Genomic DNA, 22,786 nt, shown 5'->3' with positions numbered 1-22,786 from the left:
CCGGAGGCAGGCTTTTCTGTGTCTATGGCTATGATCCGAATCGCGATCGATTGCATGGGGGGCGATTTCGGCCTCCCCGTGACAATTCCGGCCGCGCTGGCGTTTTGCGACCGTCAACCCGACGTGCGCTTGCTCCTGACCGGTCTCCCCGACCAAATCGAAGCACGGCTGGCGGAATGCGGCGCAACCGCGGCGCAACGCGAGCGGCTGACGGTCGTTCCCGCGTCCGAAGTGGTGACGATGGACGACAAGGTCGAAGTGGCCCTGCGTCGCAAGAAGGATTCATCCATGCGGGTGGCCGCGGCCCAGGTGCGTGATGGCCTGGCCGACGCGTGCGTTTCCGCAGGCAACACCGGCGCCTGGATGGCCATCTCGCGATTCGTCCTCAAGACGTTGGACGGCATCGATCGCCCGGCCATCGCCAAGGCGATCCCGAACCAGGCAGGCCGCAAGACGGTGGTGCTCGATCTGGGCGCCAACGTCGATTGCACCGCCGAACATCTGCTGCAGTTCGCCATTCTCGGGTCCGCCATGATGTCCGCCGTCGGGCACATCGACCGGCCGAGCGTGGGCCTGCTCAATATTGGCGAAGAAGTCATCAAGGGCAACGAAGTCGTCAAGCAGGCATCCGAACTGCTGCGCGCCAGTTCCCTGAATTTCCACGGCAATGTCGAAGGCAATGACATCTACAAGGGCACGGTCGACGTGGTCGTCTGCGACGGCTTCGTCGGCAACGTCGTGCTCAAGGCTTCCGAAGGAATGGCCCGGCTGCTGGGCGGCTTCCTGAAAGAAGAATTCACGCGTTCCTTCTTCTCGCTCCTGATGGCCTCGGTGGTCCGTCCGGTGCTCAATCGCTTCCGCGCCCGGGTCGACCCTCGCCGCTACAACGGCGCGTCGCTGCTGGGCCTGCGGGGCGTGGTCATCAAAAGCCACGGTTCGGCCGACGCCCATTCGTTCGAGTGGGCGCTGCGCGATGCGTACGACGCGGTGTCGACCGGCCTGCTGGCCAAGACGACGCAGGCCGTGCAGCAGTTGACCCGCCTGACGGATGTCCCGGCCGCTGCGGCGCCTGTAACGTCCGCGACCGCCGCCGCATCGCCGCCCGTATCGTCGGCGGCCCCGGTATCGGCCCCTCAGCAGCGACCCCGGCGGCAACGCTGGAGACTTCCACGCACGGAGATAATGCATGAGTGCACCCGCGTCCGACTTTGCCCGGGCCGCCGCGCCTGCGCGTTGGTCGAAGATCGTTGGCACCGGCAGCTTCCTGCCCGAGCGCGTCGTGTCGAACGACGAGCTGGCCAGGAACTTGCCGAACGTGGCGTCGAGACGTCCGACCAGTGGATCGTTGAACGAACCGGCATTCGCCAGCGGCACCTGGCCGACAAGGGCGTCACGTCCAGTCAGCTGGGTTTCGAGGCGTGCGTGCGCGCGCTGTCCGACGCGGGCGTCGACGCAGCCGAGGTCGACCTCATCATCGTCGCGACCTCCACCCCCGATTTCGTCTTCCCCAGCACCGCGTGCCTGATCCAGGCAAAGCTTGGCGCATCGAACGCCGCGGCCTTCGACGTCCAGGCGGTGTGCAGTGGTTTCGTGTACGCGCTTGCCACCGCCGACAGCTTCATCCAGGCGGGCCGCGCCAAGTGCGCGCTGGTGATCGGAACCGAAGTCTTCTCGCGCATCCTTGACTGGAACGATCGCGGCACCTGTGTGCTGTTTGGCGACGGCGCCGGCGCTGTCGTCCTGCGCGCCTCGAACGAACCGGGCGTGCTGTCGGCCAAGCTGCATTCCGACGGCAGCCAGATGAAGATCCTGTGCGCCGCCGGCAATGTCGCCTATGGCGAAGTCACGGGCGACCCTTTCCTGCGGATGGAAGGGCAGGCCGTGTTCAAGCAGGCCGTTACGGTCCTGGACAAAGTGGCGCGCGAAGTCTGCGACGAAGCCAATGTCAGCCTGGACAGCGTCGACTGGCTGATCCCCCACCAGGCCAACGTCCGCATCCTGAATTCCACCGCGCGCAAGCTGGGTATCCCGGCCGAACGCGTGGTCGTGACCGTCGACAGCCACGCCAACACGTCGGCCGCCAGCGTCCCGCTGGCGCTGGATGTCGCGCGCCGCGATGGGCGCATCCAGCCGGGCCAGCTCGTCATGCTGCAAGGCGTGGGCGGCGGCTTCACCTGGGGCGCCGTCCTGGCCCGCATGTAGAACCAGAACGACACGGAATCGTCATTTCATGAAAATCGCTTTTGTATTTCCCGGACAGGGCTCGCAAGCCGTCGGCATGCTCAACGGATTTGCCGGCAATGAGGCCGTCCAGGATGTCGTGACCCGCGCCAGCGCCGCGCTGGGCGACGATCTGGGCAAGCTGATGGCCGAAGGCCCGGCCGATCAGCTCAACCTGACCACCTTTACCCAGCCTGTCATGCTGACGGCCGGTGTGGCGTTCTATGCCGCCTGGCGCGCCGCGGGCGGCCCGGTGCCTGCCCTGGTGGCTGGCCACAGCCTGGGGGAGTACGCCGCGCTGGTCGCTGCCGGCAGTCTGACCCTGGAAGATGCCGTGCGCCTGGTGCGCGTGCGCGCCGATGCCATGCAGTCGGCCGTGCCGGTGGGCACGGGCGGCATGGCCGCCATTCTTGGCCTGGATGACGACACCGTGCGTCTGGCCTGCAGCGCGGCTGCCGACGACGAGATCGTCGAAGCGGTCAACTTCAATGCCCCGGCCCAGGTCGTGATTGCCGGCCACAAGGCCGCCGTGGAACGTGCCTGCGAAGCCGCCAAGGCGGCCGGCGCCAAGCGCGCCTTGCCGCTGCCGGTGTCGGCGCCGTTCCATTCGAGTCTGATGCAGCCCGCGGCCGACGTCCTGGCCAAGGCCCTGGCCGGCATCGAGGTCAAGCGCCCGATGATCCCGGTCCTGAACAATGTCGACGTGGCCACGCCTGACGAACCGGCCGCGATCGTCGATGCGCTGACGCGCCAGGCCTGGCATCCGGTGCGCTGGGTCGAGACGATCCAGGCCATGAAGGAAGCTGGCGTGACCCATATCGTCGAATGCGGTCCGGGCAAGGTGCTTGCGGGCCTGGTCAAGCGTATCGACAGCAGCATGGTCGGCCTGGCGATCACCGACGAAGCCTCACTGGCTGCGGCGCTGGCCGCGGTGAACACGCCCGACGCGGCCGCCTGAACGCGATTACAAGGAAAAGAACATGGATTTGCAGGGTAAGGTTGCGCTGGTCACCGGCGCGTCGCGGGGAATCGGCAAGGCAATCGCGGCGGAACTGGCCGCGCGCGGCGCGTGCGTGATCGGCACGGCCACCAGCGAAGCTGGCGCGCAGGGCATCACCGAAGCGCTGGCTGGCCAGAACGGCAGCCGCGGTGTGGTGCTGGAAGTCAATGACGCTGCCGCCGTCGATGCACTGATCGACGCGCTGGGCAAGGAGTCGGGTGGTCCGCACATCCTCGTCAACAATGCCGGCATTACTCGCGACACGCTTGCGATGCGGATGAAGGACGACGACTGGACGGCCGTGATCGATACCAACCTGAGCGCCGTTTTCCGCTTGTCCCGTGCGGTCATGCGGGGGATGATGAAAGCCAAATGGGGCCGCATCGTCAACGTCACGTCGGTGGTCGGGGCCAGCGGCAACGCCGGACAGGCAAACTACGCGGCGGCCAAGGCGGGTGTGGCGGGACTGACACGCGCGCTGGCGCGCGAACTCGGCAGCCGGAACATTACCGTAAACTGCGTGGCGCCCGGCTTTATCGACACCGACATGACCAAGTCGCTGGGCGACACCCAGACCAGCGCGTTGCTGGGCCAGATTCCGCTCGGCCGCCTTGGCCGTCCCGAAGATATCGCCCACGCCGTCGCCTATCTGGCGTCTCCGGCGGCGGGGTATGTGACCGGCACCGAGCTGCATGTGAACGGCGGCATGTACATGAACTAAGTTACCGCATATTGCATCCGCGATATGTATTTGTCCCGGCCGGTCCGCTTGATCCCAAGCGAGCTTGGCTATAATCAGTCAGATAAATAGACCCTTTTGGAGGATCTCCATGGATAGCATCGAACAGCGCGTCAAGAAGATCGTCGCTGAGCAGCTCGGCGTCAACGAAGCCGAGATCAAGAACGAATCTTCTTTTGTCGACGACCTCGGTGCCGATTCGCTCGATATGGTTGAGCTCGTGATGGCCCTCGAAGACGAATTCGAAACCGAGATTCCAGACGAAGAAGCCGAGAAGATCACGACTGTTCAACAGGCGATCGACTACGTCAGCTCGAACATCAAGAAGTAAGCATCCGTCATTCACATGACAGGGGGCGGCCCGTTGGCCGCCTTCATCTTTTTATTGCGGCTCGGCCGCGCGCGGCCTCATACCCGTCTCTGGCGGTTTGGGCTGTTGCCGAACGCGCTTTTTTCTCCGCGCACTTGAGGAGTCTTCAGTGAAGCGACGCGTCGTCATCACCGGCCTCGGTATCGTTTCCCCAGTGGGCAACGACATCGCTACTGCATGGGACAACATCGTCAACGGCCGGTCCGGCATCGACCGTATCACCCGTTTCGACAGCACCGACTTCAACTGCCATATCGCGGGTGAAGTGAAGAATTTCGACCTGACCAAGTACCTGTCCACCAAAGAAGCCCGTCAGATGGATACGTTCATCCACTACGGCGTGGCGGCGGGCGTGCAGGCATGGGAAGACAGCGGCCTGACCGTCACCGAAGAAAACGCCGATCGTATCGGTGTGGTCGTCGGCTCCGGCATCGGCGGCTTGCCCCGTATCGAAGAGACCCACCAGGAATTCGTGGATCGTGGTCCTCGCAAGATTTCTCCGTTTTTCGTGCCCGCGTCGATCATCAACATGATCTCGGGGCAGATCTCCATCCGCTACGGGATGAAGGGTCCGAACTATTCGATCGTGTCCGCCTGCACGACCGGCCTGCATTGCATCGGTGATGCCGGCCGCCTGATCGAATACGGCGACGCCGACATCATGCTGGCGGGTGGCGCGGAATCGACCGTGTCGCCGTTGGGTATCGGCGGTTTCGCCTCTGCCCGCGCGCTGTCGACCCGCAACGACGATCCCACCACGGCGTCGCGTCCCTGGGACAAGGATCGTGACGGCTTCGTGCTGGGCGAAGGCGCCGGCGTGCTGGTGCTCGAAGAATACGAACACGCCAAGGCGCGTGGCGCCAAGATCTACGGCGAGCTGGCAGGCTACGGCATGAGCGCCGACGCCTATCACATCACCTCGCCCGATCGCGACGGCCCACGCCGCGGCATCCAGAACGCGCTGCGTAACGGCGGCTTCAATGCCGACGAAGTGCAGTATGTGAACGCGCACGGCACGTCGACGCCGTTGGGCGACCGTAACGAAACCGAAGCGATCAAGCTGGCGTTTGGCGACCATGCCAAGAAACTCGTGATCAACTCCACCAAGTCGATGACGGGCCATTTGCTGGGCGCCGCGGGCGGCATCGAAGCGGTGTTCACGGCGCTGGCCGTGCATCATCAGATCTCGCCCCCGACGATCAACATCTTCAACCAGGACCCCGAGTGCGATCTCGACTACTGCGCGAACGAAGCCCGGAAGTTGAACATCGACGTGGCGATCTCGAATTCGTTCGGTTTCGGTGGCACCAACGGCACCATGATCGTGCGCAAGGTCTGATTTGAACGATTCCGCGGCGTTTGCCGGCTTGCAGGTTCATACGTCGTTAGTACCGTCTCTGCGTGCAGAGACGTTGGGCCGGCTCGCCACCGTCGCGGCATCGGCGGCGGGGGCGGTCAGCCTGTATTGGGTGCTGCTGGCCGCGGGCTCCGGCCAGGCCATTGCCTGGATCGTGGCCCTGGCCGCGGCCGCCGCCAGCATGGTGGCGGCCAGCGGGTCTTCCCGTGCGTTGCCGATGCGCTTTTCCGCGCTGGCCATCGACGCCGGAGGCCATTGGCATCTACAGTCCGCCGGCGGCTGGTTGCATTTCGTCCCCCATTCCATTTCCGTCTCGCCCTTGGGCTGGATGTCCCTCGACGGCGACGTCCGGCAGGAACGCGTTCGCCTGGCGATCTGGTCAGACAGTGTGCCCGCGCCGGTGTGGCGCCGTCTGCGCGTCGCGGCGGGCTGGCTGGCCCAGCGCCCCGACGGCCTTGTGGTGCCTGCGTCCGCCGTCGACCCCCGCCTGCTGGGAACGTCATGACGGAACGCGAAATCGACGCCGAACTGGTCGCCCGCGTCCAGCGCGGGGACAAAAAGCGTTCGAACTGCTGATGCTGAAGTATCAGCGCAAGATCCTGCGCCTGCTGTCACGTTTCGTCCGGGATCCGGGCGAGGTCGAAGACGTGGCCCAGGAAGCATTCATCAAAGCCTATCGCGCCCTGCCGCAATTTCGCGGCGAAAGCGCGTTCTACACCTGGTTGTACCGTATCGCCATCAACACCGCGAAGAACCATCTCGTGGCGTCAGGGCGTCGTCCAAGCTCGCCATCTGAATATGAAAACGAAGACGGTGAAACTTTCGACGAAACCGACAACCTAAGTGATATCAACACGCCGGAATCGATGATGGCCTCGCGGGAAATCGCGGAAACCGTCAACTCTGCCATCGAGGCTTTGCCCGAGGAATTGAGAACCGCGATCGTCCTGCGTGAAATCGAGGGCATGAGCTATGAAGATATCGCTCAGTCGATGGGCTGCCCCATCGGCACCGTGCGGTCCCGGATCTTCCGGGCGCGTGAAGCGATAGCAACCCGGCTCAGGCCATTATTGGGCACCAAGGACGACAAGCGGTGGTAGGCCGGCTGAGGTCACGAGGGTGCAGGCAAGTCGTACTGGCAACAAGCACATCGGTTGGCGCCGGTGGCGGAGGGTAAACAAATGCAGGTAACACCGCGTCGGGAACAACGTCCGACCCACGCTGAAGGCGCAACGGCAGCGCCGTATTTGTCTTCGTCAGATCCCTCGTCGTCGGCAGAATGGCTGTCCGCGTACCTCGACGCCGAAGCCGACCTCGACGGCGACCAATTGCCGGCATCGTTGTCGACGCCTGACGGCCTGGCCCGCTGGGACGCCTACCACCTGATCGGCGACGTTCTTCGCACGCCCGACCTGGCCCAGCCCGTGTCCGCCGCTTTCCACGCCCGTTTCCTTGAAGCGCTCGACCAGGAAGCCCCGATCATCGCGGCGCCGCGCCGCGCGCCCCAGCGCCGCTTCATGACGCGCTACGGTCTGCCGGGCCTGGCGGCGGCTGCCGCCGTGGCGTCCGTTACCTGGATGGCGCAGCCGTACTTTGGCTCGCAGCCCACCGCGCCGGGCACCGCCGAATTTACCGCATCGTCGTTCATCCCTGGCCAGGGCATGGTGTCGCAAGTGTCGGCGCCGGTCGCGCCCGCTGCGGCCCCGAACGGCGGCATCCTGCCTGCCGACGCGTCGACCGGCGCGGATCTATCGCTGGCCGAGTACCTCGACGCGCACCGTCAAGTCTCGGGCAAAAGCGCGATCCGCGAAGTTTCCACCACCTCTTACGATACCGAGGCAGGACAGCGTTGATATCGAGTGCGGCGAGCCGGATTGGCAGGGTTCAGCCGGTGCTGCTGTCGGCACGCCCCTTCGTGGCGGTGCTGACCTGCGCGCTGGCGGTGGCGGTCCATGCACAGGGGATCGCAGGGCAGGGGCAGGGCGATGCCGCCGCGGCGGCCAACGTGTCGCTGCTTCAACGCATCCAGAATTCGGCGCAACAGCTGAATTACACGGGTGTCTTCACCTATCAGCAGGGCGCGTCGATGCAGTCGTCGCGCGTGACGCACATTGCCGATGGCAAGGGCGAGCATGAGCGCCTCGAGATCCTCGATGGGCAGCCGCTCGAATTCCTGCGTGAAAACGACGACATCCAGTGCCTGATTCCCGCCAAGAAGGCGATTCTGGTCGAAAAGCGCACCACACGCGATCGCTTTCCGGGGCTGATGCTGGGCAAGGCCGATCAACTGGCCGCCAACTACCACGTCACGGTGGACCCGCAGTCCGAACGCGTTGCCGACCGGGATTGTCAGGTCATCAACGTCCATCCCAAGGATAACGACCGCTACGGCTACCGCCTCTGTGCGGACACCCGCTCCGGCCTGCTGCTTCGTGCGCAAACGCTGTCGAGCGATGTCGGTGTCGTCGAGCAGGTGGCTTTCATGACGCTGCAGGTGGGGGCCGACGTGGACGCCGCCCAGCTCAAGCCCAAGTGGTCGACCAAGGACTGGAAAGTCATCCGTGCGCAGTTGACGCCGACCGATCTGGCCGCCAATGGCTGGTCGGTGGCGGAAACCGCCGGTTTTCATACCGTCACGCAGTTGCAGCGCTCGATGGGCGGCAAGCAGAACGTCAAGCAGATCATGCTGTCCGACGGGCTCGCCGCCATCTCCATCTTCATCGAGCCCTTCAGCAACGCGCATCCGCAACAGGTCGGGTCGAGTTCCCGAGGCGCCATCCACGTGGTGGGCCGCAGGCTGGGCGATTACTGGATCACGGTGCTCGGCGAGGCACCGCTGGGAACCATTCAGCGCGTTGCCGCGTCCGTCGACTATCACCCTGTTTCGCGTCGCCCCTGAACCGGCGGGCGCAGTGCGCCTGCTGTCCAGCTGACCCGTATTCGCTTTCTCTTCTTCGCCGGAGTGTTTCATGCTCGAGTTGTCCTTGCCGATGGCGCGTCTCGATATGCGCAAGGCATTGTTGGCCGTCGTAACGTCATTGACCCTGTTCGTCGGTGTCGCCCCCACGGTGCACGCGCAGGCGCGCGGGCTGCCCGACTTTACCGATCTGGTGGACCGGGCCGATCCGGCGGTCGTGAACATCCGCACCACGTCCAAGGCCGTGGCGCGCGGCCCGTCGGGCGTTCCCGGCGCGCCGGGCGGGCAGGACCCGTATGAACTCTTTCGCTGGTTCTTCGGCCCCGACTTCAATCCGCCAGGAGGCGGCGGCCAGGGCCCGCGCACGCCGCGCGGCCAGGTTCCCGACAGCGGCGAAGGCCAGGAAGTCCCGCGTGGCGTGGGATCGGGTTTCTTCATCTCGGCCGATGGCTATGCGCTGACGAATCACCACGTGGTCAAAGACGCCGACGACATCTATGTGACCTTGACCGACCGCCGCGAATTCAAGGCCAAGGTCATCGGGTCCGACGAACGTACCGACGTGGCGCTGATCAAGATCGACGCGACCGGGCTGACGCCGCTCAAGATCGGCGACCCCAGCGTGCTGCGCAAGGGCGAATGGGTCGTGGCCATCGGATCGCCGTTCGGCCTGGATTCCACCGTGACTGCCGGCATCGTCAGCGCCAAGGGCCGGGATACCGGCGATTACCTGCCGTTCATCCAGACCGACGTGGCCGTCAACCCTGGCAACTCCGGTGGCCCGTTGCTCAACATGCGCGGGGAAGTGGTCGGCATCAACTCGCAGATCATTTCGCGCAGCGGCGGCTTCATGGGCATTTCGCTGTCGATCCCTATCGATGACGCCATGCGTGTGGTTGAGCAGTTGCGCGCCACGGGCCGCGTCACGCGCGGCCGTATCGGTGTGCAGATCAGCGAAGTCACCAAGGAAGTCGCGGATGCGATCGGCCTGGGCCGCACGGCTGGCGCATCGGTTGGCATGGTCGAACCGGGCAGCCCGGCCGAAAAGGCGGGTATCGAACCGGGCGACGTGGTCCTGAAATTCAACAACAAGACGATCGACCGTTCGTCGGACCTGCCGCGTGCCGTGGGTGAAACCAAGCCCGGATCGAAGGCGACCATCCAGGTGTGGCGCCGTGGCGCGACCAAGGACCTGACCATTACCGTGGCGGAACTGGAAGACAAGACCGCATCGGCCGCGGGTCGTGGCGACGACAAGGAGCCGGCGCCGGCGCAGAAGACCAACGCCCTGGGCGTGGTGGTATCCGAAGTGCCGGCCGCCCGCAAGAAGGAACTGCGGATACGCGGCGGCGTGCAGGTTGACGCCGTGGACGGGGCGGCCGCCCGTGCCGGGATCAAGGCAGGCGATATACTGCTGGCGCTCGACAATACGGAAATCACGGGCGTGTCGCAGTTCAACGGCATCGTCTCCAAGCTCGAAAAGGGCAAGGTGCACGGCGTGCTGGTACGCCGCGACGAGCTGACGCAGTGGGTGCCACTGCGCCCGGCGCGCTAGGGGCAAGGGCGCCGGGGCCGGCAAAACCGGCACACATGGCCGCGCAAGGCTAAAATGCCGTGTCGCGGCAGGAAAATGGCGGGTGTCCACCGGCTTTCCGGTCGACACCACGCAGGCGGGGCGCGTAGCGCCCCTTTTTCGCCGCCCGCTACCTCATTCATAACGGATCGCATGCAGCACATTCGCAATTTCTCCATCATCGCCCACATTGACCACGGCAAGTCGACGCTCGCCGACCGCCTGATCCAGCGCTGTGGCGGATTGTCCGACCGCGAGATGGAAGCCCAGGTGCTCGATTCGATGGATATCGAGCGTGAGCGGGGCATCACGATCAAGGCGCAGACCGCGTCGCTGAGCTACAAGGCGCGCGACGGCAAGGTCTATAACCTCAACCTGATCGACACCCCGGGGCACGTCGACTTTTCGTACGAAGTCAGCCGGTCGCTGTCAGCCTGCGAAGGCGCGCTGCTGGTGGTCGACGCCTCGCAGGGCGTCGAAGCGCAGACCGTGGCCAATTGCTACACCGCCATCGAGCTGGGCGTCGAAGTGGTGCCGGTCCTGAACAAGATGGACCTGCCGCAGGCCGATCCCGATGGCGCCAAGCGCGAAATCGAAGAAGTGATCGGCATCAACGCCGAAGACGCGATCCCCGCCAGCGCCAAGACCGGCATGGGCATCGATGACATCCTGGAAGCGGTGATCGAACGCATCCCGGCGCCCAAGGGCGATCCCGACGGCAAGTTGCAGGCGCTCATTGTCGACTCGTGGTTCGACAACTACGTGGGCGTCGTGATGCTGGTGCGCGTGATCAACGGCGTCCTCAAGCCCAAGGAAAAGATCCAGCTGATGGCGTCGGGCGCGACCCACCTGTGCGAACACCTGGGCGTGTTCACGCCCAAGTCGCAGCCGCGCCAGCAGCTGTCGGCGGGGAAGTGGGCTTCATCATCGCCGGCATCAAGGAATTGAAGAACGCCAAGGTGGGCGATACGGTCACCCATGCGGGCAAGCCGGCGGACGCCATGCTGCCGGGCTTCAAGGAAGTCAAACCGCAGGTGTTCGCCGGGCTGTACCCGGTGGAGTCCAGCGAATACGATCAGCTGCGCGATTCGCTCGAAAAGCTGAAGCTGAACGACGCGGCCTTGATGTATGAACCCGAGGTGTCGCAGGCCCTGGGCTTTGGTTTCCGCTGCGGCTTCCTGGGGCTGCTGCACATGGAAATCGTGCAGGAACGCCTGGAACGCGAATTCAATATGGACCTGATCACCACCGCGCCGTCGGTGGTGTACGAAGTCGTGCAGCGCGACGGCAGCATCGTGATGGTCGACAGTCCGTCCAAGATGCCCGAGGTCGGCAAGCTGGACGACATTCGCGAGCCTATCGTGACGGTGGTCCTGTTCATGCCGCAGGAATACGTGGGCCCGGTCATGACGCTGTGCACCGCCAAGCGCGGCACGCAACTGAACATGGCCTATCACGGCCGCCAGGTTCACCTGACGTACGAAATCCCGCTGGCCGAAATCGTCCTCGATTTCTTCGACAAGCTCAAATCCGTGTCGCGTGGCTACGCGTCCATGGACTACGAGTTCAAGGAATACCGCAGCGCCGACGTGGTGCGCGTGGACCTGCTGATCAACGGCGACCGGGTCGATGCGCTGTCCTTGATCGTGCACCGGGCCAATGCCCGTTACCGTGGCCGCGATGTCACGGCGCGCATGCGCGAACTGATTCCGCGCCAGATGTATGACGTGGCGATCCAGGCGGCGATCGGCGCCGAAGTGATCGCGCGTGAAAACGTCAAGGCGCTGCGCAAGAACGTGCTGGCCAAGTGCTACGGCGGCGACATTTCGCGCAAGAAGAAGCTGCTCGAGAAACAAAAGGCCGGCAAGAAGCGCATGAAGCAGGTCGGCAGCGTCGAGATCCCCCAGGAAGCCTTTCTGGCCATTCTGCAGGTCGAGGACAAGTGATGCGTGGTGTGACCTTCATTGGCATTGGCGTCAGGGTTGCTGGCGCCGGCTTTGTCTCAAGTTTGGCCGGAGCGGCGGCATGAGCCTGAATTTTGCGTTGATCCTGTTCGTGCTGTTGATCGTGACCGGCATCGTCTGGTCGCTGGACCGCTGGTCCTTGCGGCCTGCCCGCCAGGCCCGCATGAACGCCGCCGCCGCCGATTTCGACCGGCAGCACGGCGACGCCATCCGCGCATCCAGCGGCCAGGCCGAAGCCGCGCGCCGGCGCCAGGAAGTGGTGGACCGCGCCGCCAAGATGCCGTGGTGGGTGGAATATTCCGTCAGCTTCTTTCCGGTGATCCTGTTCGTGTTCGCGCTGCGGTCCTTCGTGGTCGAACCCTTCCGCATTCCGTCGGGTTCCATGATGCCCACCCTGCAGATCGGCGACCTGATCCTGGTGAACAAGTTTTCGTACGGCATCCGCCTGCCCATCATCGACAAGAAGATCATTCCGGTATCGGATCCCCAGCGCGGCGACGTCATGGTGTTTCGCTATCCGGCCGACCCCCAGGTCGACTACATCAAGCGCGTCGTGGGCGTGCCGGGCGACGAGGTGGCCTACCTGAACAAGCGGCTGACGATCAACGGCCAGGCGGTTCCGACCGTGTCCAAGGGCGAGTATTTCGACCCCGACCGCGTGTCGTACGCCGGCCTGTTCGGCGAGACCCTGGGCGGCGTGCCGCACGAGATCCTGATTGAGGAACGGCGCCCGGCCGAGATCGAACCGTTTCCCAGCTTTCCGAACAAGGACCAGTGCACCTACTCGCGGGAAGGGGTACGCTGCAAGGTGCCGGCGGGCAGCTACTTCATGATGGGCGATAATCGGGACAACAGTGCCGACAGCCGCTACTGGGGGTTCGTGCCCGAGGGCAATATCGTCGGCAAGGCGTTCTTCGTCTGGATGAATTTCGGCGACCTCAAACGGATAGGCCGCTTCCATTGATCTCCTTCATCACCACCCCCGCCGGTTCCGTGCCGGCGGCGGGCGCTAAGGCCCATGAATGAGCTTGAGTACGCTCGAAAAATGTATCGACTACAGCTTCAGGAACAAAAGCCTGCTTGAGCAGGCTTTGACGCACCGCAGCCACAGCAGCAAACATAACGAACGGCTGGAATTCCTGGGCGACAGCGTGCTCAATTGCGCCATCGCTTCCTTGCTGTACGACCGTTTCAGCCGCATCGACGAGGGTGACCTGTCGCGGCTGCGGGCCAATCTCGTCAAGCAAGCCTCGCTGGCCGACATTGCCCAGCGGCTCGAATTGTCCCGTTTCCTGCGGTTAGGGGAAGGGGAGCTGAAAAGCGGCGGTTTCCGCCGCCCTTCCATCCTGGCCGACACGCTCGAAGCCATTTTTGGCGCCATCTACATGGACGCGGGGTTCGACGTCGCCAGCAAGGCGATCGCCCGGCTGTACAAGCCGGTGCTGGAAACCGTGGATCCCAAGACCCTGGGCAAGGACGCCAAAACGCTGCTGCAGGAATACCTGCAGGGGCGCAAGATCGCCTTGCCGGTGTACACGGTGGTGGCCACGCACGGCGCGGCCCACAGCCAGGAATTCGAAGTCGAATGTGCGATCCCCAAGCTGGACGTGCAGGTGGTCGGCATCGGCGGAAGCCGCCGCGCGGCCGAACAGTCGGCTGCCAAGCAGGCGCTGGAAGTGGCCTTGACGGCCGCCCCAGCGCCCGCGAAACGCACACCGCGCGCCCGCAAGACGGCGCAGCTGTCGCTGCCGGTGGCCGTGGCCCAGGCCGCGTCCGACGATACACCCGGGGCTTCGATGGCGGACCCGCAGGCGGCAACGTTGGCGCACACCGGCGACCGCCAGGCCGACGGCCCCCGCGACGATGGCCCGGCCGATGACCGCCAGGCTTCCCTTACGCTGACCAAGAAATGAGCATGTCCGAAGATTCCTCCCCCGCCTTTCGTTGTGGTTTCGTGGCTATCGTCGGGCGGCCCAACGTGGGCAAGTCCACGTTGCTGAACGCGCTGATCGGCGCCAAGGTCAGCATCGTGTCGCGCAAGGCGCAGACAACGCGTCACCGCATCCACGGCGTCCTGACCCGTGACCACGATCAGTTCGTGTTCGTCGACACGCCCGGCTTCCAGACGCGCCACGGCGGCACCATGAACAAGATGATGAACCGCGTCGTCACGCAGACTTTGTCCGACGTGGACGTGGTGGTGCACGTGATCGAAGCGGGCAAGTGGTCGGATGGCGATGCCAATCTGCTGCCGCTGATGAAGTCCCAGGCGCGCACGGTGCTTGCGATCAACAAGACCGACCTGCTCAAGGACCGCGAAGCGATGTTCCCGTTCGTGAGCAAGGTCATGGCCAAGCATGCGTACGATGCGGTCGTGCCGGTCAGCGCCGCGAAGTCGCGCCAGCTGGACGACCTGCTGAATGAAATCGCCGCTGGCCTGCCCGAGAACGAGCCCATGTTCGAGGCCGATACCCTGACCGACCGTCCGGTGCGGTTCATTGCCGGCGAACTGATCCGCGAAAAGATCTTCCGTCTGGTGGGCGATGAACTGCCCTACGGGTCGACCGTGGTGATCGAACAGTGGGAAGAAACGCCCAAGCTGACGCGCATTGCCGCGTGCGTGATCGTGGAACGTGACAGCCACAAGCCCATCCTGCTGGGCACCAACGGCGAGCGCATGAAGCGGATCGCCACCGAAGCGCGGCAGGACATTGCCAAGCTGATCGACTCGTCGGTCCACCTCGAGATCTACATCAAGGTCAGAAAGGGCTGGGCGGACCGCGAAAGCCAATTGCGCGATCTGGGTTATGAATGATGAGCCGATCTTTTCGGTTCCGTTCGACGCCTCTCCGGTAGGGCTGGCGCCGGCCGACGGCGCCGACGCCGTCGGCTCGCCCAGGAAAACGGCCCGGCGCGCGCCGCGCGTGACCAACCGGGTCGAAGACCGGCCCGCCTTCCTGCTGCACAGCTACCCCTACCGCGAAACGTCGCTGATCCTGGACGTGTTCACGCGGTCGCACGGGCGGGTCGCGTTGGTGGCCAAGGGCGCCAAGCGGCCCCACTCGGCCCTGCGGTCGGTGCTCGTGTCCTTCCAACGGCTCAATCTGTCGTGGAGCGGGGCAGGGGACATCAAGACGCTGATCCGTGCCGAATGGTCGGGTGCGCCGCTGCGGCTGCAGGGGTCGTCCGCCATGTCGGCCTGGTATCTGAACGAGCTGCTGCTGCGCCTGTTGACGCGCGACGATCCGCACGAAGCCCTGTACGACGCCTATGTGGACGCCATTACGCGGCTGGCCGAGCAGCCGCGGCTGTCCGCCGGGCTGCGGGAATTCGAATGGGTGCTGCTGCGCGAGATCGGCTATGCCTTCGATCCGTCCATGACCGATGCGGGCGAGCCCATCGACCCCGAGCAGCGCTACCGCCTGCCCCTGGAAGCGGGGCCGTCGCGCATCGACGACGCCATGGACGAGAACTGGGCGTCGCGGTCCGCCATGGCGGTCAGTGGCCGGGTGTTACAGGCGTTGACCGAGCACCGCTTCGATGATGCACTGGTGGAACCTGAGCTGCGGCGTCTGCTGCGGGAACGGCTCGACTATCATATGAGCGGGCGCCCCCTGACCACACGGCAGGTGCTGCGCGATTTGCAGGATTACCTTCCCTGACGCGTCCGGACCGACGCGCCGGATAGACCACAGAGCAGTGATAGACATGATAGATCTGGGTGTGAACATCGACCACGTTGCGACGCTGCGCCAGCAGCGCCACGTCTCCTATCCCGACCCGGTGCGCGCGGCGCTGATGGCGGAAGATGCGGGCGCCGACCTGATCACCCTGCATCTGCGCGAAGACCGGCGGCACATCCAGGATGCCGATGTGGACGCCATTCGTGGCCAGTTGCGCACCCGCATGAACCTGGAATGCGCGATCACGCCGGAAATGCTGGCGATTGCCTGCCGCGTGAAGCCGCACGACGTCTGCCTGGTGCCCGAAAAGCGCCAGGAACTGACGACCGAAGGCGGGCTGGATGTCCTGGGCCACTTCGACACCGTGCGCGCCGCGGTGGCGCAATTGCAGGACGCCGGCATACGCGTGTCGCTGTTCATCGATCCCGATGCGGCGCAGATCGAAGCCTCGCAGCGGGCGGGCGCTACCGTGATCGAACTGCATACCGGCGCCTACGCCGAGCAGGAAGGCGCGGCGGCGGCCGCCGAGCTGGCCCGCATCCGCGAAGGCATTGCCGCGGGCGTGCGCCATGGCCTTCGCGTTAATGCCGGGCATGGGCTGCACTATGAAAACGTGCAGGCCGTGGCCGAACTGGAGGGCATCGCCGAGCTGAACATCGGGCATGCCATCGTGGCCCAGGCCGTGTTCAGCGGCTGGACGGCGGCCGTGCGCGATATGAAGGCGCTGATGGTGACCGCGCGCCAGCATGCCCAGCGCGGCGTGCTGCTGCGGCCCGCGCATTGAAGGGCGCGGTGACTGACGTTGCTGCTGGCCTGCCGGCTGGCGACCCGGGCAAGCCCCGCGGGGCCTCGGACGGCCCGCCGCAGGCGCGTCCGGCCGCGATCGCCGGCGTCGGCATCGACCTGCTGCGTATCGACCGGATCGAACGGGCATTGGCGCGACGGGGCGACCGCTTCGCCAGCAAGATTCTTGGTCCGCAGGAACTTGCCAAGTTCGCCGCGCGCCGCGCCCGCGATCCGCAACGCGGCATCCGTTTCCTGGCCACGCGCTTTGCCGCCAAGGAAGCCTTCTCCAAAGCGATCGGCCTGGGCATGCGCATGCCCATGGTGTGGACCCGCATGCAGACGTTGAACGCACCCAGTGGCAAGCCCATGGTGGTGCTGGCCGAGCCCCTGCGCAGCTGGTATGACGCGCGCTTTGGCGCGGCGCATGTCTCGATCACCGACGAATCCGACATGGCGGCGGCGTACGTCGTGGTCGAGATGTTGCCGGCCGAGCCGGCCAGCAACACGGCAGCGGGCGATGGGGCGGGCGCCGTCATTCCTCGGTCGCTGTGACAGCCAGCCTGGCGGCCGGTCACGTCGCGGCCCGCCTCCTTTTTCGAATCAACTGACTTTCTTCTGATGCCATGAGCGTGTCTTTCCCTATCGAGCGCGGCGCGCTGCCCCCGGTCCGGTCATCGTCGACGTGGCCGGGTTTGAACTTACCGCCGCGGAAATGGCTCGCCTGCAGCATCCGCTTGTCGGCGGCGTGATCCTGTTCGCGCGGAACTTTCACAGTCGTGCACAGCTGTGTGCGCTGACAGCCAGCATCCACGCGGCGCGCAGCGGCCCGCTGATGATCTCGGTGGACCATGAGGGCGGGCGGGTGCAGCGGTTTCGCACCGACGGCTTTACGCATCTGCCGGCCATGCGCGCGCTTGGGGAAGCCTGGAACGACGACCCGATGAAGGCGATGCGCCTGGCCACCGACGTCGGTGTGGTGCTGGCCGCGGAACTGCGCGCGTCGGGCGTGGACCTGAGCTTTACCCCTGTGCTGGACCTGGATTATGGCGACAGCCGCGTGATCCGCGACCGGTCTTTTCACCGCGATCCCAAGGCAGTCACGCTGCTGGCGCGCGCCCTGGTGCAAGGCCTGGCGCAACGGGGCATGAGCAATTGCGGCAAGCACTTTCCGGGGCACGGCTTCGTTCAGGCCGATTCGCACATCGACATCCCCGTGGATGACCGCGACCTGGATGCCGTGCTCGGTGAAGACGCCATGCCGTATGCATGGCTGGGCGACAGCGTGCTGCAGGCCGTCATGCCGGCGCATGTGATCTACCCCAAGGTGGACGCCCACCCGGCGGGCTTTTCGCGGGTGTGGGTAGAGGACATTCTGCGTGGACGATTGGGCTACCAGGGCGTGGTGTTCTCGGATGACCTGACGATGGAAGGCGCGACGGTTGCGGGTGACATCCTGGGCCGGGCGACGGCGGCCCTGGGCGCAGGGTGCGACATGGTGCTGGTGTGCAATCGGCCGGATCTGGCGGATGACCTGCTGGCGCGGCTGGACGCAGGCGAGGGCAACCCGGCGGACGCGGTCGCAGGCACCGGTGCGGCCGCCGAGCATGCCCGCGTCGGCAGCCTGCCCGGCCGGATGAGCCCCGAATCCGCGGCCCGGGTGGCCCGGCTGATGCCCCGCTTTGACGCGCCCGACTGGGATGGGTTGGTAACCGATTCGGTCTATACCCGGGCGCGCGACCGTATCCTGGCCTTGCCTCGGTACAATCCAGCCTGATTCGCCTCGATCGGCGTCGATCGGCACACCGCCGGCGGCGCGCCCGCCGATCGGCCGCCGCCCGATGCGGTGATGTCGCCACTGGATGTCATCGCGCGGCGGCGCTTCCTTCATTCGCGCAACCCGAGACCCGACCATGAGCCGGAGCAAACCTCTACCCGGCGCCGGTACCGAGCCGGACCCGACTTCTTCGACGCCCGAGGCGCCCACGCCCGTACCTGGCGCCGACCCTGTCGCCTCGCCCTTGACCGCGGACTCCACCGCGTCGCACGCCGACGCCGCGCCACGTGCGCCTGACTTGGTGGAGGAGGGCAACGATCTGCCCGCCGGCACCCAGCCGCCGCTTCCGGAGCATCGGGTGGATGGCAAGGTGGCCGAGGTCGCGGACGAGCTGGACGATAGCGGTGCTGCCGCCGATATGGATGCCGCCGCCGCTGCCGCCGCCGCTGCCGCCGCCGATGCCGATGCCGATGCCGCTGCCGATGCCGATGCCCCTCTGACGCCAGGCACCCGTGCCGCGCCCACCCCCGCGCCGCCGAACCCTTCGACGCCAAGCGCCTGATGGCCCAGCTGCCGCACCTTGCCGGGCGTCTACCGCCACATCAATGCCGAAGGCGAGGTCATGTACGTCGGCAAGGCGCGCGACCTGAAAAAGCGCGTGTCGTCCTACTTCCAGAAGCAGCCGTCCAGCCCCCGCATCGCCCACATGGTTGCGCGCGTCACCAAGGTGGACGTGACCGTCACGCGATCCGAAGCGGAAGCGCTGCTGCTCGAAAACAACCTCATCAAATCGCTTTCGCCGCGCTACAACATCCTGTTCCGCGACGACAAGTCCTACCCCTATCTGAAGGTGACGGGCCACGAATTCCCGCGCATCGCCTACTACCGGGGGTCGACCGACCGGCGCAACCAGTATTTCGGCCCGTTCCCCAGCGCCTGGGCCGTGCGCGAAAGCATCCAGGTATTGCAGAAGGTCTTTCGGCTGCGCACCTGTGAAGACACCGTCTTTTCGAACCGGTCCCGACCCTGCCTGCTGCATCAGATCCAGCGCTGCTCAGGCCCATGCGTGGACCTGATCACGCCCGAGGACTATGCCGCCGACGTGCACCGCGCGACGCAGTTCCTGCGCGGACACACGCAGGCGGTGCTGACCGACATCGAGACCCGCATGTTCCAGGCGTCGACCGACATGCGCTTCGAAGAAGCGGCCGTGTTGCGCAATCAGATGTCGGCGCTTTCCAGCGTGCTGCGCCAGCAGACCATGGAAGGCATCGGCGACCAGGACGCGGACATCATCGCCATCGCCCTGCAAGGCGGGCGGGCCTGTGTGAACCTGGCCATGGTGCGCGGTGGACGCCATCTTGGCGACAAGCCTTTCTTTCCCACCCATACGGATGGGGATTCGCCCGGCGACGTGCTGGAAGCGTTCATGTCTCAGCACTACATCGAACGGGCGCTACCGCCCGTAGTCGTGGTTTCGCACGCGTTGCCCGATCCCGAAGTGGCCGACATGCTGGCCGAGCAGGCGGGCACGAAGTTGACCGTGCTCAAGCAGCCGCAAGGCGTGCGCAAAAGCTGGCTGGAACAGGCGCGCAAGAACGCCGAGCTGGCGCTGGCGCGGGTGCTGGCCGAAGCCGGTTCGCAGCAGGCGCGCACGCTGGCCCTCGCGCAGGTGCTGGGGATGGATACGGATGAAGCCGCGCTGGAAAACCTGCGCATCGAATGCTTTGACATCAGCCATACGGCGGGAGAGGCCACGCAGGCATCCTGCGTCGTTTACCATCACCACGCCACGCAGCCGAAGGAATATCGGCGCTACAACATTGACGACATCGTGGGCGGTGACGACTACGCGGCGATGCGCCAGGTCCTGACGCGCCGTTACGAAAAAAACTCTCACGGCGAAGGGGTCATGCCGGATATAGTCCTGATCGACGGCGGGAAGGGGCAGATCAGTTCGGCGCGCCAGGTCTTCGAAGAACTGGGCCTGGACATCGGACTGCTGGTGGGCGTCGCCAAGGGGGAAGGCCGCAAGGTCGGACTGGAAACGCTGGTCTTTCCGGACGGCCGGCCGCCGCTGGTGCTGGGCGGTGAATCGGCGGCGCTGATGCTGGTCGCGCAGATCCGGGATGAGGCCCACCGGTTCGCGATCACCGGCATGCGCGCGCGGCGCGCCAAGACCCGGAACGTGTCACGGCTGGAAGAAGTTGAGGGGATCGGCGCCAAGCGCCGGCAGCGCCTGCTGGCGCGATTTGGAGGGCTGCGCGGGGTGTTGGCGGCGAGCGTCGAAGACCTGGCGACGATCGATGGCATCTCGCTCGATCTGGCCGAACGTATCTACCGTCAGTTGCATTGAGCATGACCCACTCTTTACCTGGCGACCCGCCTGTTAGCATTCACCATGCCTCTTAATCTGCCGATTGTCCTGACCTGGGTGCGGATCGTCATGATCCCGCTGGTAGTGGGTCTTTATTATGTGCCGGAAAGCCTGCTGGGCCTGCACCTGCGCGATATCCTGGCCACGGCGATTTTCGTGTTCGCGGCGTTGACCGACTGGCTCGACGGCTGGCTGGCGCGGCTCTGGAACCAGACCTCGTCGTTCGGCGCGTTCCTGGACCCGGTGGCCGACAAGCTGATGGTCAGCGCGGCCTTGCTGGTGCTGCTGAACCTGGGCCGGGTCGATGCCATGATCGCGCTGGTGATCATCGGCCGCGAGATCACGATCTCGGCCTTGCGGGAATGGATGGCGCAGATTGGCGCGCGCGCCAGCGTGGCGGTGCACCGCCTGGGCAAGTTCAAGACGATCGCGCAAATGGTCGCGATTCCCTGCCTGCTGTACGACCGCCGCCTGTTCGGCGTGATCGATACGCACTGGTGGGGCTCGCGCCTGATCGAGGTCGCGGCGGTGCTGACGGTCTGGTCGATGATGTATTACCTGCGCCGCGCCTGGCCCATCATCAAGAAGTCGGCCTGATCCCACCCAGCCGATAAAAAGCGCGGCGCGCCCCCACACGCCTATTGGCGTGCCGCCATGGAGACATCGTGCAGCAAGTCCTGAGGGCACCCGGCCACCGGTATGCCCGTCGTCATTTCGATTGGAAAGTCATCACCCTCGTGGGTATCGCCCACGCCTCGTCGCACTTCTTCCAGCTCGTCATTCCTTCGCTCTATGTGCCGTTGTCGCTCGAGTTCGGCTTGAGCTTTGCCGAACTGGGCGCGGTCGTGGCCGTGTTCTATGCGCTGTCGGGACTGGGGCAGGCCGCCTCGGGCTTTGCCGTGGACCGGTATGGCGCCAAGCCGATGCTGTGGTTCGGCCTTGGCAACTTCGTGCTGGCGGGCGCCGTGCTGGGCGCTGCGCAAGGCTATGCGTGGCTGCTGGCCGCGGCGGCCATCGCGGGATTGGGCAATGCCGTATTCCATCCGGTTGATTTTTCGATCCTGAACCGGCGGGTGAGTGCGCCGCGGCTTGGACACGCGTTCAGTGCGCACGGGATCACCGGCAATCTGGGGTGGGCGGCCACCCCGGTGTTCATCGCCACGCTGACCTATTTCTTCAACTGGCGGGTGGCGGCGTTTGGCGCGGCCTTGCTGCTCGCGGCGGTGCTGGCCATGACCGTCATTGGCCGGCGGCTGCTGACCGTGGACGTGGTCCGGCCGGTAGTGACCAACGATTCGGCCATTGCAGCGGCGGCGAGCGTCAGTGACAGCCACGCCCCCGCCAGCACGGCCAGCCCCAGGCCCGCCGCGCCCTTGCCCACTGGCGGCGGTTCCCTCAAAGCCTTGATCAGCAGCCCCGTGCTGTGGGGCGCGTTCTTCTTTTCCTGTGTACGTCCGCCGCGCTGTCCGCCGTGCAGAACTACACGGTGCCGCTGCTGGGCAGTCTGTACGGGATCACGACGGTAGCCGCCAGTACCGCGCTGTCGGGCTATATGGTGGGCGGAGCGGTCGGCATGATTGCCGGGGGCTTCCTGGTATCCGCCGGGCCGCACAGCGAAAAGATCGTTGCGGCGTCCTTCTTGGCCGCGGGTGGTCTTCTGGCGCTGATTGCGATGCAGATTGTCCCGGCTGCCTATGCCGTCCCGCTGGTGGTCCTGGCGGGCGCGTGCGCCGGGGTCGCGGGCCCGTCCCGGGACATGCTGGTGCGCAAGGTGGCGCCCAAGGGGGCGACGGGTTCGGTTTACGGGTTGGTGTACTCCGGCATGGACACTGGATCGGCGCTGGCGCCGCTTGCCTTCGGTGCGTTGTTCGATGCGGGGCTGCGTCAGGCCCCGTACTTCGGCGCGTTGCTGGCCTTTTTGGTTGCAGCCGGATTGGCCGCATGGATCGCGCGCCATGCTCGCCGCCGTGCATGACGGGTTTTTACCTACATCAAAAGCATGAAAATTCCGAGGGTATTTTGTGCG

16 protein-coding genes and 7 pseudogenes are annotated in these 22,786 nt (G+C 65.4%); all 23 read left to right on the top strand.

Annotated features, from left to right (window positions below; all coding sequences use genetic code 11):
• Positions 1-30 precede the first annotated feature (30 nt).
• Positions 31-1,068: pseudogene (plsX, locus tag ACNANG_RS02505) on the top strand (phosphate acyltransferase PlsX); the annotation flags it as partial.
• Between the two features lie 118 nt (positions 1,069-1,186).
• Positions 1,187-2,202 (top strand): annotated as a pseudogene (locus tag ACNANG_RS02500) (beta-ketoacyl-ACP synthase III).
• Positions 2,203-2,230: 28 nt separating this feature from the next.
• Positions 2,231-3,178 (top strand): ACP S-malonyltransferase, encoded by a 948-nt coding sequence (fabD, locus tag ACNANG_RS02495; RefSeq protein WP_179588277.1) that lies wholly within the window; start codon positions 2,231-2,233, stop codon positions 3,176-3,178.
• Positions 3,179-3,200: 22 nt separating this feature from the next.
• Positions 3,201-3,941: a 3-oxoacyl-ACP reductase FabG gene (fabG, locus tag ACNANG_RS02490; RefSeq protein ID WP_420225854.1), complete on the top strand. Its 741-nt coding sequence runs from the start codon at positions 3,201-3,203 to the stop codon at positions 3,939-3,941.
• A gap of 109 nt (positions 3,942-4,050) precedes the next feature.
• On the top strand, positions 4,051-4,290 hold the full coding sequence (acpP, locus tag ACNANG_RS02485) for an acyl carrier protein (protein WP_179588275.1): 240 nt from the start codon (positions 4,051-4,053) through the stop codon (positions 4,288-4,290).
• A gap of 148 nt (positions 4,291-4,438) precedes the next feature.
• Complete coding sequence (gene fabF / locus ACNANG_RS02480) at positions 4,439-5,668, top strand: beta-ketoacyl-ACP synthase II (protein ID WP_420225853.1); 1,230 nt, start codon at positions 4,439-4,441, stop codon at positions 5,666-5,668.
• A gap of 1 nt (position 5,669) precedes the next feature.
• Positions 5,670-6,191: a hypothetical protein gene (locus ACNANG_RS02475; RefSeq protein ID WP_420225852.1), complete on the top strand. Its 522-nt coding sequence runs from the start codon at positions 5,670-5,672 to the stop codon at positions 6,189-6,191.
• Positions 6,188-6,786 (top strand): annotated as a pseudogene (gene rpoE / locus ACNANG_RS02470) (RNA polymerase sigma factor RpoE). The gene ACNANG_RS02475 and the pseudogene rpoE overlap by 4 nt, the downstream one beginning before the upstream one ends.
• A 147-nt stretch (positions 6,787-6,933) precedes the next feature.
• The gene (locus ACNANG_RS02465; RefSeq protein WP_420225851.1) at positions 6,934-7,539 is read left to right on the top strand and encodes a sigma-E factor negative regulatory protein; all 606 of its coding nucleotides are present in this window, start codon (positions 6,934-6,936) and stop codon (positions 7,537-7,539) included.
• A gap of 38 nt (positions 7,540-7,577) precedes the next feature.
• Positions 7,578-8,585: a MucB/RseB C-terminal domain-containing protein gene (locus ACNANG_RS02460; RefSeq protein WP_420225850.1), complete on the top strand. Its 1,008-nt coding sequence runs from the start codon at positions 7,578-7,580 to the stop codon at positions 8,583-8,585.
• 70 nt (positions 8,586-8,655) lie between these two features.
• Positions 8,656-10,158 carry a DegQ family serine endoprotease gene (locus ACNANG_RS02455; RefSeq protein ID WP_420225849.1) on the top strand — a complete coding sequence of 501 codons (1,503 nt, stop codon included), beginning with the start codon at positions 8,656-8,658 and terminating at the stop codon, positions 10,156-10,158.
• A gap of 171 nt (positions 10,159-10,329) precedes the next feature.
• Positions 10,330-12,122 (top strand): annotated as a pseudogene (gene lepA, locus ACNANG_RS02450) (translation elongation factor 4).
• A 79-nt stretch (positions 12,123-12,201) separates the two neighbouring features.
• Complete coding sequence (gene lepB / locus ACNANG_RS02445; RefSeq protein WP_420225848.1) at positions 12,202-13,104, top strand: signal peptidase I; 903 nt, start codon at positions 12,202-12,204, stop codon at positions 13,102-13,104.
• Positions 13,105-13,162: 58 nt separating this feature from the next.
• Positions 13,163-13,906 (top strand): annotated as a pseudogene (gene rnc, locus ACNANG_RS02440) (ribonuclease III); the annotation flags it as partial.
• A gap of 149 nt (positions 13,907-14,055) precedes the next feature.
• Positions 14,056-14,955 carry a GTPase Era gene (gene era / locus ACNANG_RS02435; protein WP_420225847.1) on the top strand — a complete coding sequence of 300 codons (900 nt, stop codon included), beginning with the start codon at positions 14,056-14,058 and terminating at the stop codon, positions 14,953-14,955.
• Positions 14,948-15,802 carry a DNA repair protein RecO gene (recO, locus tag ACNANG_RS02430; RefSeq protein ID WP_420225846.1) on the top strand — a complete coding sequence of 285 codons (855 nt, stop codon included), beginning with the start codon at positions 14,948-14,950 and terminating at the stop codon, positions 15,800-15,802. Before era ends, recO begins: the two co-directional genes overlap by 8 nt.
• A gap of 46 nt (positions 15,803-15,848) precedes the next feature.
• Positions 15,849-16,607, top strand: coding sequence for a pyridoxine 5'-phosphate synthase (locus ACNANG_RS02425; protein WP_420225845.1), 759 nt, complete (start codon positions 15,849-15,851; stop codon positions 16,605-16,607).
• A 29-nt stretch (positions 16,608-16,636) separates the two neighbouring features.
• On the top strand, positions 16,637-17,161 hold the full coding sequence (gene acpS / locus ACNANG_RS02420; RefSeq protein WP_420227683.1) for a holo-ACP synthase: 525 nt from the start codon (positions 16,637-16,639) through the stop codon (positions 17,159-17,161).
• Positions 17,162-17,282: 121 nt separating this feature from the next.
• The gene (gene nagZ, locus ACNANG_RS02415) at positions 17,283-18,383 is read left to right on the top strand and encodes a beta-N-acetylhexosaminidase (RefSeq protein ID WP_420227682.1); all 1,101 of its coding nucleotides are present in this window, start codon (positions 17,283-17,285) and stop codon (positions 18,381-18,383) included.
• Positions 18,384-18,519: 136 nt separating this feature from the next.
• Entirely contained in the window at positions 18,520-18,945 is a 426-nt protein-coding gene (locus ACNANG_RS02410) for a hypothetical protein (RefSeq protein WP_420225844.1), read from the top strand.
• A pseudogene (gene uvrC, locus ACNANG_RS02405) lies at positions 18,945-20,739 on the top strand (excinuclease ABC subunit UvrC). Before ACNANG_RS02410 ends, uvrC begins: the two are co-directional and overlap by 1 nt.
• 45 nt (positions 20,740-20,784) lie before the next feature.
• Entirely contained in the window at positions 20,785-21,357 is a 573-nt protein-coding gene (gene pgsA, locus ACNANG_RS02400) for a CDP-diacylglycerol--glycerol-3-phosphate 3-phosphatidyltransferase (protein ID WP_420225843.1), read from the top strand.
• Positions 21,358-21,425: 68 nt separating this feature from the next.
• Positions 21,426-22,735 (top strand): annotated as a pseudogene (locus tag ACNANG_RS02395) (MFS transporter).
• Positions 22,736-22,786 lie beyond the last annotated feature (51 nt).

The organism is Pigmentiphaga litoralis (genome assembly GCF_048632615.1).
GTDB lineage: Bacteria > Pseudomonadota > Gammaproteobacteria > Burkholderiales > Burkholderiaceae_B > Pigmentiphaga > Pigmentiphaga litoralis_B.
This window is presented reverse-complemented; position numbering and strand designations above follow the sequence as displayed.